The sequence below is a fragment of the Pedobacter sp. AC402 genome (genome assembly GCF_979252805.1).
This window is the reverse complement of record NZ_CEEDAI010000011.1, coordinates 488,849-506,742: the sequence shown is the minus strand read 5'-3', so window position 1 is coordinate 506,742 and position 17,894 is coordinate 488,849. Positions and strand designations below refer to the sequence as shown.

Sequence of the window (17,894 nt, the reverse complement as noted above, 5' to 3'; positions counted from 1 at the left end):
CAGCACCACATTAACCAATCTTTATTTTTTATTTAGCTAAAGGGAAATTCAAATAAAACGTAGTTCCCAAGCCGCCTATTGACGTAAATTTAACCGACCCACCGGCATTTTCAACCGCTTGCTTTACAAAAGCCAACCCTAAGCCAGTGCCCGAAGTTTTGGTGGTAAAGTTTGGTACAAAAATCTTATCGTGTAAGGTTAAAGGGATACCTTTACCATTATCTTTAATCTCGATATATGCATTTTGCGCATCAATGTATACCACAATTGAAATGCAGCATAAAGTTTCCTCATCAATGGCTTCAATGGCATTTTTAAGCAGGTTATTAAAGGTTCTTAAAAGCTGATCATGATCGGCCATAATTTCGATATCACGGTCACTTTTATTCAGCACATCAATCGTTACATTTTCTGTACTTTTAAATACCTCTCTTGCCTGTTCAATTATTGGAACCAAAGAAAGGCGTTCCAGGTTGGTATCAGGCATTTTTGCAAAGTTCGAAAATTCGGAAGCAATCTTCGAAAGACTGTCAATTTGTTCTATAAACGATTTGCTAAACTTATTAAACTTTAACTCAAAGTTTGGATCTTTCTCTTTCCATGATTTCTCCAGCAATTGAACACCCAGTTTTAAAGGTGTTAGCGGGTTTTTAATTTCATGGGCAACCTGCTTGGCCATTTCGCGCCAGGCACTTTCACGCTCAGATCTTGCCAGCTTAAGCGCACTAGCCTCCAGTGCCGAAATCATATTGTTATATTCCTTAATTAAAGAGCCAATTTCATCATGCCTGCGCCACACAATTGGTTCGTTACGCTGACCAATTTTTGTTTTACTAATGCTTTCCTGTATAAGTGTTAAAGGACTGGTGATTTGGTTGGCCAGAAATACGGCAAGTACACCAATGGCTACAAAAACGAGTGCATAAATATTGATCAGATTGCTTACAAAAAGTGCAATTTTATCGGTATATTCTTCTTCGTTAGAATAATTTGGCAAACCGATATATGCAATGGTTTTATTCTGTGCGTTTCTGATTGGTGCATAAGCAGCCGCATAAATTAAATTCCCAATATTTTCTTTCGGATTTATATATTCCGAACGGTGCAAACCACTCAATGAAAAGAAGGCTTTCGGTCCCATCTTTTTACCAATAATTTTATAATTATACAGCTTGGGATAGGTAGTCATCAATAAATTGCCGTTCAAATCATATAAATTCAAATCGGCATTGTTAATATCGGCAAAGTTGTTAAAATCGGCTATTGCGTTCTCATCATTTGTGATTATTCCATTGCTAAAAACCTGTTTTTCGAAGTTTTGCTGCACCTTTCTTATCTTATCCTTTAATATTGCATCTTGCTGACCGCGGTATTCAAGGTTCATATAATAGTAAGTTACCCAGCCAACAATTACCAATGTTGCCACAACAGAAAGTACAATCGACACCTGGATTCTGGTTTTGTAAAGAATCTTATTGGCATTGATCATTAACGACCTGTTTATACTGAACCAACCTACTTTATCGTCATCCAGGTTTTTTATAAGCCAGATTAAGCCATAAAGCAGTATCGAGAAAATGATAAATACCAGAAAAAAGAAAGAAAGGGCTGCCAATCGCTCCAGGTAATCAACTTTCTCCTTGCTGATAATTACCATTTTGCTATCAGATGGCTTATAAATTAAATGGCTATAGTGGAGTTGGTCATCGCTTATGGTAATAAAATCATCTTTTCTGCCTTTAAATATGCTCCCATCTAAAGGATAAGTGTAGTTGCCAGATTGATTGAGGAGTTTATTATTACTGTACAACGCAATGGAATAGCCTTTAAAATCCTCATCTTTCATCAATCTCTGATCACCTAAAAGATCCGGAAGACGGTTATTATAATTATAAGGCTTAGATCGAAGCTCGATAACCAATGTACCCAATAAATTGCCCTGATCTACAACAGAAATTATCCCGAAATAATCCTGGTAACCGAAAGTATTATTTACCTGATAGAAAAAGTTAGAACCATCTATTTTAACAGAGCCAGCTTCTACCAGGTTTTTGTATTTATTAATCGGAGGACTATCAGAACTGCCGATTATAACCCCTGATTTATCGTAAGGATAAATCTGATAATCATACCTGTTTAAATAACCATCCAAATAATCTTTAATGTGATTTTTAAGCACAGAATAATTTCCGGTCCGGTCCTGATCAAAATACCGCACCAAAAAATCATCTTTAACAATTTCATTTCCTAAAGCACCAAGCGCAACAATGGCATTCGGATCTTCTGATGACTGTACTTTACGTGCAAGCGGTTCGCGTAAGCTTCTTTCTTTAAAATCTTTATACCGCGTATATTTAATTGAGGTATTAAAGGCCAGGCAGAAAAAAACAATGGCAAACATCCCTATCGAAAAGTTTTGCTCTTTTACATAAACCGCCCGCGCAACAATAAATAAAGCAAGTGCAAAAACAATAAAAAATGCATTAAAATCTACAACGAGCTTGTACACAAAAACACCAGCAAAGCCAATTAGAAAAATTATTAGCCGCTCCCTGTTTGTAACATTCAGCTGTTTGCTTACTGTTGCCGAAATAACTGTTATGAGGTAAATCTGAAACCAGGCCAAACATAAAATAACGATGCCTACCCAGCTGGTTCCACTCAGTTTTAAAATATTTACGATATCGAAATTGATTTTGGAATTAAAGATCAATCCGAAAAAAATATCATCTGTATCCCAAACTATCCGGCCAATTAATACCAGTAAAACTGCCTGGATAATTAAGCCTATTATTTTATTCCGTTTAATTGATTCGGGAAACTGGTATTGCTCCTTATGGTTATACATAAATAAGAGCAGCCAGGTGAGTACAATTACATTCAGCAGGAAATCGCCCAGTGAAGGCATTAAAAAACTATCGGCATAAATCCGCGGATCGAATAACTCTAAAATAAACCGATGGTTAAACCACCCGTAATATAAATCTGATAACCGAAAAGCCAGGAAGAAAAAAAGCAGCAAAAAGGTGCCCCATGCAATGTGGCCGCGCCTTGCAATAAGTGAGCTTAAAGAGTTAAAAAACATACAGATGCACAGCATCCCGGCAACAAAAAGCCACAACTGTGTACCAGAATAATAAGTTTCTGCATAACCGGATTTAACCTTCAGCCCGAAAAGAAATTTATTGTCAACACTTTTAATCACATATACATCCTTATCAGTAAAAGATGCAAAGGTTAACAACTTGGTTTTGGATAAAATAGGGTCGATATCGTTTTTAAAGTATTGCGTTTCTTTAAAAGGATATTGAGACTGGATAGAGATTAGAAAAATAAGGCTGAAATTACTTTGCGTGCTTTTTATTACCTCATACCAGCCATTGGAGAAAAACAATACAGAACTACCTTCTTTTATCGTATTCGGATCAATATCAGACACTTTATAGGTGCTCCAAAATTTAAGCTGGCTATTTTGGTAGGTTAATAAGTTTATGCCACTCTTTTCGCGAAAAGATTCAATAAAATCTAGCGCATTTTTTGGATTAGTATGAAATTGTTTGGCTTTGGCTACTTCTTTCTTATTTGCCAGGAAATTTTGCACCGCTTTTTCCTTTATCGAAAGGTTTTGCTGAATTTCTTCGGCATCACGGTCAAGCAATTCGCTTTTAGTTGTAAAATGGCTTAACGAAATAGAAGTCACAATTAAGCAACAGCCCAAAACGAGCAAAAGAAACCTTATTTTTACACCAAAGCTCATTTTCATCTAATGATAAAGATATTAATATTGATAAAAAATAACGCCATAAACAATTGAGTTTATGGCGTGTAACTATTATTCTATTTTTGAATACTTAAGCTATAGTAGCGCTGCTTGTTTGTACTTCGCGGCTTACTTTTTTAACCAATCCCTGTAATACATTGCCCGGGCCTACCTCTACAAATTCAGTTGCGCCATCGGCAAGCATATTGCCTACTGTTTGTGTCCAACGTACAGCTCCTGTTAATTGTTTAATTAAATTTGCTTTAATTTCGCTTGGATCAGTATAAGGCTTAGCATCAACATTTTGGTAAACCGGGCAAATTGGCTCGGAAATATCTGTGGCTTCAATTGCTGCTTGCAGTTCAATTTTTGCCGGCTCCATTAATGGCGAGTGAAATGCACCACCAACATTTAATTTTAATGCCCTTTTTGCTCCGGCTTCAGTTAATTTGGCACAAGCCAGATCAATACCTTCTAAACTGCCAGAGATAACCAGTTGCCCCGGGCAGTTGTAATTTGCAGGAACAACAACAGCATCAATTTCTGCACATATTTTTTCAACCACATCATCTGCCAGGCCTAAAATAGCCGCCATTGTTGAGGGTTGTGCTTCGCAAGCTTTTTGCATCGCATTTGCACGTGCAATAACCAACTTTAATCCATCTTCAAAAGATAATGCTTTTGCAGCCACCAAGGCAGAAAATTCGCCTAATGAATGACCGGCAACCATATCTGGAGTAAAACTTTCACCTAAAACTTTTGCCAAAATAACCGAATGCAAAAAGATAGCGGGTTGGGTTACATTGGTTTGTTTAAGTTCTTCATCTGTTCCTGAGAACATAATATCACTGATACGGAAACCGATAATCTGGTTGGCCTGTTCAAATAATTCTGCAGCTTTTGGGTTTTCGTAAAGATCTTTACCCATGCCTACAAACTGTGCTCCCTGTCCGGGAAAAATATATGCTTTCATATCCCTTAATCCCCAAGGGGGAAATTAAATATTTACTTAAATTATTATTATTGAAACCCTCCCCTTTAGGAGGATGCGGCTAATCTAAACTCGCCGTTATTAACCTCAAAAACTCCGCTCTCGTTTTATCGTTGCTTAAAAAAGTACCGGTAAAAGCTGAGGTTGTAGTAACCGAATTCTGTTTCTGCACTCCACGCATCGACATGCATAAATGCCTGCATTCCATCACTACGGCTACACCCATTGGGTTTAGCGTATTTTGAATACAATCTCTGATTTCGTTTGTTAAACGCTCCTGTACCTGTAAACGACGGGCAAAGGCATCAACCACTCTTGGTATTTTGCTCAAACCAACAATGTGCCCGTTAGGAATATAAGCTATATGTGCTTTACCAAAAAATGGCAGCATGTGGTGTTCGCACATCGAATACACTTCAATATCTTTTACCACCACCATTTGGCTATAATCTTCCTGGAACATTGCCCCTTTAAGAATTTCATCTGGTTTTAAATCATAACCGTGGGTTAAGTATTGTAAAGCCTTTGCCACGCGCTCCGGCGTTTTCAATAATCCCTCACGCTCAGGATCTTCGCCCAACTGGCCAAGAATATCTTTATAATGCGCAGCTACAGCTTCAATTTTATCTTCGTTGTAACGGTCTATTTTTACATAACCATCCCTCGATTCATCTTTTAATACGTCTTTATTGCTCATTAATTTAGATTTTAGCCAAAATATTCAACAAAATTATTTTCGGTTTCGTAAATTTTTACGCAATGCAAAATGGCTCCACTTTCTGCAATTGGTGCCAAAAGCTGATTCCAGATTTCGATGGCCAGGTTTTCTGTCGAAGCCAGTTTGCCTTTCATAAAATCAACATCAAGATTTAAGTTCTTATGATCAACTTTATCTACCACATAGTTATTCATTACGTCTTTCAGCCATTTTAAATCCACCAGGAAGCCTGTTTCAGGGTTAACTTCGCCTTTAACGGTAACATATAACCAATAGTTATGGCCATGCCAGTTGGGGTTGGCACATTTACCATAAACTTCATTATTTTTTTCATCATCCCAATCGGTACGGGCTAATTTATGCGCGGCGTTAAATGATGCTTTTCTTGTTATGTAAATCATTACTATAAAATAAAATGCAAATATACGGATAAAGGTTTAAGCTTTAAGATTAAAGGCCAGCTTAAAGAAAACGTAAAATTTTAACAAAATTATCTGCTAACTTTACTAAATGAAAACCTTAGTTGTTGCTGCTACAAAAGCAGAACTTGCCTTCTTTTATCAACATTTCAATTTACCGGAGGGTGATTTTATAGTGCATAAAAATTTCGATCTGCTAATTACAGGAGTTGGTATGGCGGCAACAGCTTTCGCCTTGGGCAAGCATCTTTCTTCTAAATACGAACTTGTTGTAAACTTCGGCATTGCAGGCTGTTTTGACAGAAATATAGCCTTAGGAACAGTTTTAAACATTACTGAGGATACTTTTGCAGAGTTGGGCGCAGAAAATGGAGATGATTTTTTAACGATAACCGATTTGGGTTTTGGCGAAAACCATTATGCAACTAACACACAGCGAAAAGTTGGCTTGCCACTGGCAAAAGGAATTACCGTGAATTGCGTAACCGGAAGTGAAAAAAGCATTAAAAACCTGGTAAAAAGGTTAAACCCTACCACCGAAAGCATGGAGGGTGCTGCCGTTTTTTATGCCTGTAAACAGCTAAATATTGATTGCCTGCAAATTAGGAGTGTATCCAATTATGTGGAACCTAGAAATAAAGACAATTGGAAAATAGGACTTGCAGTAAAAAATTTAAACGAATGGGCCATTGCTTTTATTGGAGAAATGAACTCATTATGACCGATTAATTTTATGCAGTAGTTATTTTTGATGAATGAAACTTACACTTGGATTTTCACCCTGCCCTAACGATACATTTATTTTCGACGCATTAATTCACCATAAAATTGATACAGAAGGTTTAGAATTTGAGGTATCTTATGATGATGTGGAAACATTAAATCAAAAGGCACTTAGAGGTGAATTGGACATTACCAAGTTAAGTTTCCATGCTTTTGCATACGTAGCCGATCAATATGCCTTGTTAGATGCCGGAAGTGCTTTAGGTTTTGGTGTAGGCCCATTATTAATCAGCAAAAATCAATTTAATGAGTCAGAACTTCAGGCTTTAAACGCCCAATTAAAGGTAGGTATACCTGGAAAGTATACAACGGCTAATTTTTTGCTGGGTATTGCTTACCCCCACTTACTCAATAAACAGGAAATTTGTTTTTTCTGAAATCGAATCAGCATTACTTCATGAAGAGATCGATTTAGGTTTAATCATTCACGAAAACAGGTTTACTTACCAGGATAAAGGCTTAACAAAAATTGTGGATTTAGGCGATTATTGGGAAAAATTAACCGGTTGCGCCATTCCATTGGGCGGAATTGTGATTAACAGGAATTTAGATCGTGAAGTACAGCTAAAAGTGAACCGCTTAATCCGCCAATCGGTAGAATTTGCATTTGCACACCCAAAATCTGGTATCCATTTCATCCGCGAGCATGCCCAGGCAATGGAAGAAAGTGTAATGTACAAACATATCGAACTCTACGTAAATAAGTACAGTGTAAACCTTGGCGAAGAAGGCCGGAAAGCGGTAGATACTTTATTTAAACTGGCTCAGGAAAGAAATATTATCCCGACTATCCAGGAGAACCTGTACATTTAATTTGTTCCATAATCCCGACTGTAGCGGAGCGATTTAATCTTGTATAAAAGCCCTGAAAAAAGTTCAGGATACGCATGAGATGAAAGCGGACACATGAAGGCTACCATTGACGGATTCTATTAAAAAGCATCGTCATCTCGACTGGAACGCAGTGGAATGGAGAGATCTATCTTGTTAGATTTCCCGACTACGTTTCATCCTACTAAAAGTAGAAATGCGTATGAGAAAACATAATAGAATTTCCGTGAATTCTGTGTTTCCGTGGCAAATGCAATAAAAAACACAATTAAGTAGCTGTGGTTATTTAAAATCCAGATCCTGAAACAAGTTCAGGAAGACGCTTGAGATAAAGGTGGACGCATGAAGGCTACCATTGACAGATTCCAATAAAAAGTGTCGTCATCTCGACTGAAACGCAGTGGAATGGAGAGATCTATCTCGTCAGATTTCCCGACTTCGTTTCATCCTACTAAAAGTAGAAATACGTATTGAAAACATGATCGAATTTCCGTGAATTTTGTGTATCTGTGGCAAATGCAATAAAAAACACATTAAGTAGCTGTGGTTATTTAAAATCCAGATCCTGAAACAAGTTCAGGAAGACGCATGAGATGAAAGTGGACGCATGAAGGCTACCATTAACAGATTCCAATAAAAAATGTCGTCATCTCGACTGGAACGCAGTGGAATGGAGAGATCTATCTCGTTAGATTTCCCGACTTCGTTTCATCCTACTAAAAGGAGAAATACGTGTAGAAAACATCATAGAATTTCCGTGAATTATGTGTTTCTGTGGCAAATGCAATAAAAAACACAATTAAGTTGCTTTGGTTACCTAAAATTGAGATCCTGAAACAAGTTCAGGAAGACGCATGAGATGAAAGTGGAACATTACAACATCCATTTAAATACCATACTAACCCACCAGCAATTTGTAACCTTTTCCATGCACATTGATGATTTCTACCGTAGGATCGGCTCTTAGGTATTTACAGAGTCTACTTAAAAATACATCCATACTCCTGCCGTTAAAGTAATTATCATCATGCCAGATACTAGCAAGGCTTCTTCACGCGTTAAAACCGTATTCTTTTTTAAGCATAATAATCGCAGCAACTCAGCTTCTTTGGTTGATAACTTTTGTTGTACATCATTATTGGTAATAATCTGGGTGGTATAATCGAAATGATACTGACCGATAGAAAACTGAGTTTCTGCAGCTTCATCATTTTGATCACTTTTATTGGCTACACGCTTAAACATGGCATTTATGCGCAATAAAAGTTCTTCTATACGGAATGGTTTGGTAATATAATCATCGCCACCTAAATCATAAGCAGCAGATTTATCTTCCAACATGGTTTTAGCTGTTGCAAAAATAATTGGAACCTGCGTGTTTACCTTTCTAATGTCTTTACCTAATGTAAATCCATCTTTTTTGGGCATCATCACATCCAAAATACAAAGATCGAAGTTTTGTTTGTTAAACGACCTCAACCCTTCTTCGCCATCAGTGCATAACACCACATCAAATTTACCCTTAAGCTGCAAATAGTCTTGTAACAATAAACCTAAATTTGGGTCGTCTTCTACCAGAAGTATTTTTTTCATTTTCTTAATTTTATTCATGTAGCATTACCTACATTGAAGGTTTGATTCTGAATATGCATAACGGTTTAATTTAGGATGAAGATTAAATTAATACTCCACTATATAAGGCAAATTAAACCTGGTATATTTTAATGTATCAATAAAGCAAGCTTTGTATTGATGGTTAGCTGGTTTATAAAGGTAAAGATATTTCGAACGTGGTTCCCTTATCTTTTTCGCTACTTACTTTAACCGTTCCGTTTAGTTTTTTGATAATATCCTGCACATAATTTAAGCCCAGGCCGAAACCTTTCACATCATGGAGGTTCCCAGTTGGCACCCGGTAAAACTGGTCAAAAATCCGTTTCGATTGCTCTTTGGTCATGCCAATACCCTTATCTGTAATTTCGATAATTAAATTCCTGTTGGTGTTACGGGTTGTAATGGTAATTTCAGGCGTATTACTACTGTATTTGTTTGCATTATCAATCAGGTTATAAATTACATTAGATAGGTGCAGTTCATCACCATAAACAACAGCATTTTCTGCATTGGTATTTACATGGATAATGGCATTCTTTTTCTGCAATTGCAATTCCATACTATCCAGCACAATTACAATCAGATCGTTCATATCCACTTCGGTATTCTCCATGGTTAGCTCACCTTTTTCTAAACGGGCAATGCTTAAAACACGCTCTATATGACTACCCAAACGAACATTTTCATCATAAATAATCCCGGCTAAACGTTTTAAACGGGCTTTATCTTCAGTTACTTCCGGATCTTTTAAAGCCTCGCTGGCAATCATAATGGTAGCCACAGGGTTTTAAACTCATGCGTCATATTATTGATGAAATCTGTTTTCATTTCCGACAGTTTCTTTTGCTTTAAAATGGCATAAAGGGTATAAGAAAAGATGAAAACAAGTACCAGCAACAAACCTATAGATGAGGCCAGTGTAGCGCTCAGGTTAGAAATAATAGCTGAGTTTTTATTCGGAAAACTCACAAAAAGCATTCCCGGATCGCGGAACAAATCGTTTCCAAACAAAGGTGTTTTATAGGTATTTTCGGGCAAGAATTCTCCCTTTACATTGGAAGCCATCATGAAAATAGTAGAATCTTTTTTGGCTAAAGAAACGCGATAAGAAGGTTCCAGCTTAATATTATTCGCAATAAGCTCTTCTTTTAATAAATTGCCCAAAGCACTAAAATTAATGCGTTTGTAAATTGGCACGTTACTTTCCTGCAGTTCTTTAGAAACATCTTCAACTACACTCGATCGGGTATAAAAGAAAGTATCCTTACCCAGCGACGCTATTTTTAACTCTAGTTTCTTTCTCGAAATTTCATCTTCCCGCTTAAATTTTTTCTCTAAATCATTAGGGATTTTAGCTACACTTACAAAGCCGGGGTTACCGTTTCTGGGATCAAATACCAGGTACCTTAAAGAATCCGGCAAACTTTGCAGGCTTTTAAATTCGAATGCTTTTGGTGGAGCGGCAAAGAGTTTTGTACGCATACTATAACCTTTTATAACCAAACTCTTCATATCAATAAAAGCATCCATCTGCAGATCCAGCTTATCTCCATTTTTTGATGACAATGAAGCATATTCTTTTTCGGAGATCACGTTCGGTGCGCGGTATTCTTCCCGAATAATACTATCCTGTTGATTAAGATAGTTCTCGATCTGATTTTCTCTTTCAACCTGGCGAAGCTCTACCTCTTGAGTATATTGTTGCCTTAAATCTTTTATATCCAGTGCACGCTGCCTAGAATCCTGAAGTTGTTTAAACTTATTTTCTGCGTCTTTTCTATTAAGATGATCTGCCACATTTCTACGCTGTATTTTATTCACAACTGTAGTTAGGGTCTGGTTTACCTGTTCATCAAAAAGCTGAGATTTTAGTTTGTAAGACTCCCTGATGTAATACAACTGCATTACAAATACACCAAGCAAAGCCACCGTCATTAAAACGGTAATTAACCAAAAACTCTTTTTTTCATAGAAACAGAGTGGTTCTAAAGGTAAAAAACCAAATCACAAACTTTTTAATCTAAACAGATATCAAAAATACTGAATAGCTAAGCTAAGTGTTTGTTTTTAACATATTTTAACAGCGGATGGCAAGTATGAATTATGTGGTTTGGCTATTTCACAAACCCAGTAAACTCCGGAAGTATAGCGGGCAGGCAAAAAAAATGCCGAGACTAAAGCCTCGGCATGGTTCAAAATTGTTTGCTTAAAAAAGATTCTTTATTTAGAAAGGCAAATCATCATCTTCACCTGGTGTATTGCTCACATCAACCGGTGCTGCATATGCTGGGGTTGCTGCCGGGGCACCTGCTGCAACAGCATTGATACGCCAAATAACCAAACTGTTAAAATATGATGTTTTACCTGTTTTATCTGTCCAAGGGCGACCACGTAAATTAAAGAATACTTCAACCTCATCGCCTGCTTTAAATGTATCTAATAATGCTGTTTTATCCTGTAAAGCCTCAAAACGGATATATTCTGGGTATGTTGGATTTTCTGCGTATTCTATTATTAAATCACGTTTTTTAAACGTTTCACTTACTTGTTGTGTGGCACCTACTTCGTGTACTTTTCCTTTAATTTCCATATCTAATACTACTTAATGTACTATAAACATCAAATCTCTATAAATTTATTGATAACTTCGCATATATTATGATGCAAGTTTTCCACAATAAAAGCAAGGTAATTATTACCTGCAACAAGCGCCTTTCGCCCTATTTACAAGATGAAGTTACGGCCTTAGGTTACACCATAGAAAGATCTTTTGCTACCGGGGTTGAGCTCAATATTACCCTTACAGAGTGTATTAAGCTTAATTTGAACCTGCGTTGTGCCAGTCAGATTTTATATGCCATTAAAAGTTTTAAGGCCATTACGCCTGATGATTTATATAACGAAATTAAAGCCATTGAGTGGGAAGAACTGATCGATTTTTCGGGTTATTTCTCAGTAACCTCAAATGTTGATAACCCGAATATTACCACGCCTCTATTTGCCAACTTAAAAGTAAAAGACGCGATTGTTGATCGCATGAAGGAGAAAAAAGGTATTCGCCCCAACTCCGGATCGGATGCAAACAAAGCTGTAGTACATTTATACTGGAAAGATGCAGATGCTGATGTATTTATGGATACCTCTGGAGAAACACTTGCCAAACATGGTTACCGCAAAATTCCAGGGAAAGCGCCAATGTTAGAAGCTTTGGCAGCCGGAGTTATTTTAGCCACCAACTGGGATAAAAAATCGCCTTTTATTAACCCAATGTGCGGTTCAGGAACGCTTGCTATTGAGGCTGCTTTAATTGCCACCAACCGTGCGCCTGGCTTATACCGCATGAATTATGGTTTTATGCATATTTTGGGTTATAATGAAGAAGATTTTTTCACTGAACGCAGAATTTTAAAAGATCAGGTGATTAAAAACATCGACCTTAAAATTGTGGCTTCCGATCTTTCTGAAGATGCCGTTGAGGTTACCCGAAGAAATGCGAAAACTGCTGGTGTAGATACTTTAATTGAATTTGAAGTATGCGACTTTGAATTAACGCCGGTACCTGAAGATGGTAAAGGAGTGGTTGTTTTTAACCCTGAATATGGTGAACGCTTGGGTGTTCATAGTAAATTGGAATTAACCTATAAGCGTATGGGCGATTTTATGAAAACCAAATGCAAAGGTTACTCTGGCTATATTTTCACCGGAAATCCGGATCTGGCAAAGAAAATTGGATTAAAAGCAGCTAAAAAAGTCGAATTTTATAATGGTAAATTAGATTGCAGATTATTGGAATACGAGTTATACGATGGCTCTCACAGGGCACCATTAATTGAAGGCTAGATTTTTTGATTGAAAATTAATATATTAGACTCTCTTACGTACCATAACGTAAACAATTTTGAAAAATATGGAATTTGATGACATGGATCATATGCCCGAATGGGAGCATTTTAGCCGATTTGGCCGGGATGATGAGGATGAAGAAAATTTATCGAGTGATGATGCGGAAAAGGTTAGGCTAAAAGTTACCCGGGCTAAAAGCCTTTACAACCAGGCCAGGGCCGTTTATAAATATGCTGCCTTGTTTTGCGAAACGCTGGAAGGTGAAATGGCCGAAATGACCGCTAACTTAATTATGCAGAATGCACTTATGCTTTGCCCTAAAATTATTGGCGCAGAAGGAGCAGATATGTACATTTTAAGAATGGAAAATGCTTCCATCATCCGCACCAACTGCCGCGAATTGGAAACCCAGGTTAGGGCAGCAGATATGTTTGAGATTTGTACACCAGAATATAAAGACATTGTTTTAGGTGAAATTGAAAAATTTCGCCTGCTGTTTATCGAATGGGTAAGATATTTCGAAAAAGACGAGTTTGAAGATGATTGGGGATTATATTAGTCCTTAGCTTTTAAACCTGCAACTTTCTTATATTCTTCATTAATTATCGTAACTTATTAACTTCTAAATTCTCTCCTTTCTTATTGGTTTTCCTTCTTTAATCTGTGTCAATAAAATCATTCTGAAACACCATATATCAACCCCTAAAAAGAATACATTAAACATTTGGGTTGTTGCTTTGTTGTAATAATCAGTTCATTTTCCCGATACTCAAAATCTACTTATAGGGCCAAAAAATCCGGAAGCTAAAAATCTGCCACGGATAAAGTTTCGTACATAGTGAAAAACATTTAAAATTTATCCCTTTTTTATGGAAGATGTATTGGCTTTAAAGACGAAGAATGTTGCTGGGAATATTAGGAAAATTAGAGAATACAGAGACTATACTCAAGATTATCTGGCAGCAAAATTAAAAATCTCTCAAAATGCATATAGCAAAATTGAACTTGGTTACAGTAAATTAACAATTGACCGTTTATTTCAAATTGCAGCAATTTTGGAGGTGGAAGTACCTCATTTATTAACCCTTAACCACAATGATTTAATTAAAATTATTGCGGATGATGAAAGCAGAACAGCAGCGGCGAGTTAATTAACTCGAACGCTGTTGAAATCATTTCTTTTTACCTGCATATAATTCCAATACCTTTGGAAGAAATTTAGAAAGATGCAGGCTTCCATTCAGAAAACCATTGATTTTGTACAAAAAACTTTAGCAAATGCCGAAGCTGGTCATGACTGGTTTCATATTGAGCGTGTTTTTAAAACTGCGCTAACCATTAATTGACAAGAAAAAGGTGATGAACAGGTTGTGGCTTTTGCAGCCTTATTGCACGATATTGCCGATCCTAAATTTAATAATGGCGATGAAGATCTAGGGCCAAATATTGCTGAGTCTTTTTTAGTTTCCATTGCTATTGATCCCCAAACTATCGCACATGTTAAACTTATCATTCAAAACATGTCGTTCAAAAATAGCTTCGATGGTGATAGATTTAAGTCAAAAGAAATGGAGATTGTTCAGGATGCTGATCGTTTAGATGCAATTGGTGCCATCGGAATTGCCAGGGCTTTTACTTATGGAGGGTTTAAAAACAGGGTACTTTACGATCCGGAGATTAAACCTGAAACGCACTTAACAAAAGAAACTTATAAAAATACCACCGCACCAACCATTAATCACTTTTACGAGAAATTACTTTTATTGAAAGATTTGATGAATACAGAAGCCGGAAAGGCCATAGCAGCAGAAAGACATCAATTTATGCTGCTTTATCTTGATCATTTTTATAAAGAGTGGGATGGCAAATAACCAGTAAAAAGACTACTATAAAATACCTATTAGTAGGTATTTCAGAACAATGCATCAGCACTTAACTTTATAAAAATTAATTCTCATGCATGCTTACAAACTAAAATACCACAAAAACAGTGTGTTGTTAATCGCGATGGTTGGCATTCCTGTATTCTTCATCTCATTGATGTTATATTGTCTTTTTAGTTTACCTACCTCATTACCCGAACTTTCCATTTTAATTTTAGTTTCCTTATCTATTGTTTCGATGGCACTGATCTTGTTGTGGATCACAAAAACACAGATTTTTGTACGCAGTAAGGTAATGATCAATGAAAAAGGAATCAGTTTTAAATTAAAAAGCACTTCATTTTTTTACAGAAGAACTGATTTTTTCTGTGGCTGGGAACATATAACCAGTGTAAGCGAAATGTTCGATAACCACAATGGGGGTTATTTTTATCAAATTGCCTTTAACAATCCTGACTTTGTAGCCAATTTCAGTCCGCTTAAAAATCATGAAAAAGAAGCAGATCGTTTCTTTTCTGAACTTCAGTATTATCAAGACAGTTTTGATATTGCGCATCAATTTCCATTGAGCAGAAAATTGAATCCATCGGGTAACTTTAGTTAATCTACGATTATTCCCATTTGGAATAGAATAAATAAATCTGTTTACTAATTTTTTTAGTTATTAAACTATATTTGTTAGTAAATACATATTCCTATGTCTGATCGAATTCGTGAAAAATTAAATATTCTTGCTGACGCCGCTAAATATGATGTTTCTTGTTCATCAAGCGGCGGCACGAGAAAAAATACAAATAAAGGCCTTGGCGACAGTCACTCTTCGGGCATATGCCATACGTACACTGAAGATGGCCGTTGCGTTTCTCTTTTAAAAATCCTTTTAACCAATCATTGTATTTACGATTGCCTGTTTTGCGTTTCGCGGAAAAGTAACGACGTAAAACGCGCTGCTTTTACGGTGGATGAAGTGGTAGAGCTGACCATGAATTTTTATCGCCGCAATTATATTGAAGGCTTATTTCTAAGTTCGGGGATTTTTAAAAATGCCGATTTTACCATGGAACGCCTGCTTTTGGTAGTAAAAAAACTGCGATTGGAACAAAATTACAATGGTTATATCCATCTAAAAACTATACCTGGGGCCAGCGATGAATTAATTAAAGAAGCTGGTTTATATGCTGATCGGATGAGTATTAATTTAGAAATGCCAACCGAAGCGGGCTTGAAACTTTTGGCACCAGAAAAAAATCACAACGATGTAATTAAACCCTTAGCCTTCGTTCAACAGCAAATAACCCAGTTTTCTGTAGATAAAAAGCTAATTAAACATGTACCCAAATTTGTACCTGCAGGCCAAAGTACGCAAATGGTAATTGGTGCCACACCCGAAAGTGATAAAGACATCATGTATACGGCAAATGCTTTTTATAAGAATTTCTCATTAAAAAGGGTGTACTATTCAGGTTATGTTCCCATTAGCAATGATACCCGAATGCCTATCCTTGGCACACAACCACCGCTGTTAAGAGAAAACCGCTTGTATCAAACGGATTGGTTAATGCGTTTTTACGGTTTTAAGGTACAGGAAATCTTAAATGATGCCAATCCTAATCTAGACGTAGATATTGACCCGAAATTAAGCTGGGCCATCCGGAATATGCAGCATTTCCCTTTAGACATTAATACCGCTGACTATAAGATGATCCTTCGCATACCTGGTATCGGGGTTATGTCTGCTCAAAAAATTGTTCAGGCCAGAAAATTTGGAAAACTTAGAATTGATCAGCTAAAAAAAATTGGTGTTGCTTACAATAGGGCTAAACACTTTATTATTTGCCTGGATAGTCCATATCAGTTAAAAGATTACCAGGGTACACAGATTAAAGCATTTATTTTAGCAGAAAGTCAAAGCAAGTATTTAAAAACGGACAGCAACCAGATGATTTTATTTTAAGGGGTTCTTATGTCCGAAGTAATTAAGGCATTGCCTCATTCCTAACCTGATTGAGAATCTAAAAGCTTACTGTATAAAGATTTTCACCTATGCGGTACTGACGAAAGATACAAACCTTTCAATATAATAAATCTATGACCTACATTTTTGATGGATCGCTTCAAGGGCTTTTAACAGCAGTTTTCGAATGGTTTGAACGCAAGCCAGGAAAAGCCACGTTAAAATCTTCAGCAATTTTTCAACCAGAAGCATTTGTAGAAAGTTTTACGGTAACCACACACCATGAAAAAGCAGATCGGGTTTGGGCAGGATTGCAAAAAAAACTTAAAAAAAATTGGTTACGCCAATTTTATTGCAGCTTCTTATCAGAAATTCCAGAAGCTTATAATCACCTTTTTCAATTTGCTATTTATATCTTTCAAAATCAGCCCGGAGCTGAAAGCAATTTTGGCAATGCGCATGTAATGGCACTATCAAAATATGCACGGAGTGTAGAAAGAGAAAAACACAGGATGGAAGCGTTTATTCGTTTTCAGAAAACAGGAGATGGTATATTTTATGCCAGTATTGACCCCGACTTTAATGTGTTGCCTTTAATCTCGAACCATTTTAAAAACCGGTATGCCGATCAGCAATGGGTAATTTATGACTTAAAACGCAAATACGGACTGCATTATAACTTAACCTCGGTAGAAGAAATTACAATAAGCTTTAGTGATGGAGTGAATAAACAAAATCCGGCTCCGGTTTTAATGGATGAAGGAGAAGCCTTATACTCCACCTTGTGGAAAGATTATTTTAAAAGTGCAAATATCGTTGCCCGAAAAAACACCAAGCTGCATTTGCAGCACGTACCAAAAAGGTATTGGAAGTATTTAACGGAAAAAGCAATTTCTTAAATGTTTTAGTCGCCATTTTAGCCATGTTAAAGTTAAAACGACATTCCATTACATCCTATCCGTGACGAAAACCATCCTTTCCTTTATCTTGATTTATAACCTAAGTTAACATTCAGCATCATGATTGTGTAGGGTTAAAACTTAAAATTGATATGGTGCATTAGCTATAAAACAGAAAACTTACTGCCATGCTGACACG

General features: G+C 36.6%; 14 protein-coding genes and 3 pseudogenes. 9 read left to right on the top strand and 8 right to left on the bottom strand.

Annotated features, from left to right (window positions below; translation table 11 throughout):
* Positions 1-28 precede the first annotated feature (28 nt).
* From AC0IWE_RS21120 to AC0IWE_RS21105, 4 genes are all read right to left on the bottom strand, one after another.
* Complete coding sequence (locus AC0IWE_RS21120; protein WP_471794614.1) at positions 29-3,757, bottom strand: sensor histidine kinase; 3,729 nt, start codon at positions 3,755-3,757, stop codon at positions 29-31.
* A 94-nt stretch (positions 3,758-3,851) separates the two neighbouring features.
* Positions 3,852-4,733, bottom strand: a complete 882-nt coding sequence (fabD, locus tag AC0IWE_RS21115) for an ACP S-malonyltransferase (protein ID WP_471794613.1) — start codon at positions 4,731-4,733, stop codon at positions 3,852-3,854.
* Between the two features lie 79 nt (positions 4,734-4,812).
* The gene (gene folE, locus AC0IWE_RS21110) at positions 4,813-5,448 is read right to left on the bottom strand and encodes a GTP cyclohydrolase I FolE (protein WP_471794612.1); all 636 of its coding nucleotides are present in this window, start codon (positions 5,446-5,448) and stop codon (positions 4,813-4,815) included.
* 11 nt (positions 5,449-5,459) lie between these two features.
* Complete coding sequence (locus AC0IWE_RS21105; protein ID WP_055904297.1) at positions 5,460-5,870, bottom strand: 6-pyruvoyl trahydropterin synthase family protein; 411 nt, start codon at positions 5,868-5,870, stop codon at positions 5,460-5,462.
* Positions 5,871-5,979: 109 nt separating this feature from the next.
* On the opposite strand from AC0IWE_RS21105, the gene mqnB reads away from it, so the two are divergent.
* Positions 5,980-6,609: a futalosine hydrolase gene (gene mqnB / locus AC0IWE_RS21100; RefSeq protein WP_471794611.1), complete on the top strand. Its 630-nt coding sequence runs from the start codon at positions 5,980-5,982 to the stop codon at positions 6,607-6,609.
* A gap of 34 nt (positions 6,610-6,643) precedes the next feature.
* Positions 6,644-7,484: pseudogene (locus AC0IWE_RS21095) on the top strand (menaquinone biosynthesis family protein).
* Positions 7,485-8,400: 916 nt separating this feature from the next.
* On the opposite strand, the pseudogene AC0IWE_RS21090 reads toward AC0IWE_RS21095, so the two are convergent.
* From AC0IWE_RS21090 to AC0IWE_RS21075, 4 genes and pseudogenes are all read right to left on the bottom strand, one after another.
* Positions 8,401-9,095, bottom strand: a pseudogene (locus tag AC0IWE_RS21090) (response regulator transcription factor).
* Positions 9,096-9,267: 172 nt separating this feature from the next.
* Entirely contained in the window at positions 9,268-9,897 is a 630-nt protein-coding gene (locus tag AC0IWE_RS21085) for a sensor histidine kinase (RefSeq protein ID WP_471794610.1), read from the bottom strand.
* Positions 9,882-11,051 carry a hypothetical protein gene (locus AC0IWE_RS21080; RefSeq protein WP_471794609.1) on the bottom strand — a complete coding sequence of 390 codons (1,170 nt, stop codon included), beginning with the start codon at positions 11,049-11,051 and terminating at the stop codon, positions 9,882-9,884. The genes AC0IWE_RS21085 and AC0IWE_RS21080 overlap by 16 nt, the downstream gene beginning before the upstream one ends.
* A gap of 289 nt (positions 11,052-11,340) precedes the next feature.
* Complete coding sequence (locus AC0IWE_RS21075) at positions 11,341-11,706, bottom strand: DUF3127 domain-containing protein (protein WP_055904285.1); 366 nt, start codon at positions 11,704-11,706, stop codon at positions 11,341-11,343.
* A 71-nt stretch (positions 11,707-11,777) separates the two neighbouring features.
* Between AC0IWE_RS21075 and AC0IWE_RS21070 the strand changes: the two genes are divergently transcribed.
* From AC0IWE_RS21070 to AC0IWE_RS21040, 7 genes and pseudogenes are all read left to right on the top strand, one after another.
* Complete coding sequence (locus AC0IWE_RS21070) at positions 11,778-12,956, top strand: THUMP domain-containing class I SAM-dependent RNA methyltransferase (RefSeq protein WP_471794803.1); 1,179 nt, start codon at positions 11,778-11,780, stop codon at positions 12,954-12,956.
* Between the two features lie 67 nt (positions 12,957-13,023).
* Positions 13,024-13,518, top strand: coding sequence for a hypothetical protein (locus AC0IWE_RS21065; protein WP_055904280.1), 495 nt, complete (start codon positions 13,024-13,026; stop codon positions 13,516-13,518).
* 310 nt (positions 13,519-13,828) lie between these two features.
* Positions 13,829-14,110 (top strand): helix-turn-helix domain-containing protein, encoded by a 282-nt coding sequence (locus AC0IWE_RS21060; RefSeq protein WP_055904277.1) that lies wholly within the window; start codon positions 13,829-13,831, stop codon positions 14,108-14,110.
* Between the two features lie 75 nt (positions 14,111-14,185).
* A pseudogene (locus tag AC0IWE_RS21055) lies at positions 14,186-14,830 on the top strand (HD domain-containing protein).
* Between the two features lie 85 nt (positions 14,831-14,915).
* Positions 14,916-15,446: a hypothetical protein gene (locus AC0IWE_RS21050; RefSeq protein ID WP_471794608.1), complete on the top strand. Its 531-nt coding sequence runs from the start codon at positions 14,916-14,918 to the stop codon at positions 15,444-15,446.
* A 93-nt stretch (positions 15,447-15,539) separates the two neighbouring features.
* A complete protein-coding gene (locus AC0IWE_RS21045; protein WP_471794607.1) occupies positions 15,540-16,796 on the top strand; it encodes a putative DNA modification/repair radical SAM protein in 1,257 nt (418 codons plus the stop codon).
* Positions 16,797-16,930: 134 nt separating this feature from the next.
* Positions 16,931-17,695 carry a TIGR03915 family putative DNA repair protein gene (locus AC0IWE_RS21040; protein WP_471794606.1) on the top strand — a complete coding sequence of 255 codons (765 nt, stop codon included), beginning with the start codon at positions 16,931-16,933 and terminating at the stop codon, positions 17,693-17,695.
* The last annotated feature ends 199 nt before the right edge of the window (positions 17,696-17,894 follow it).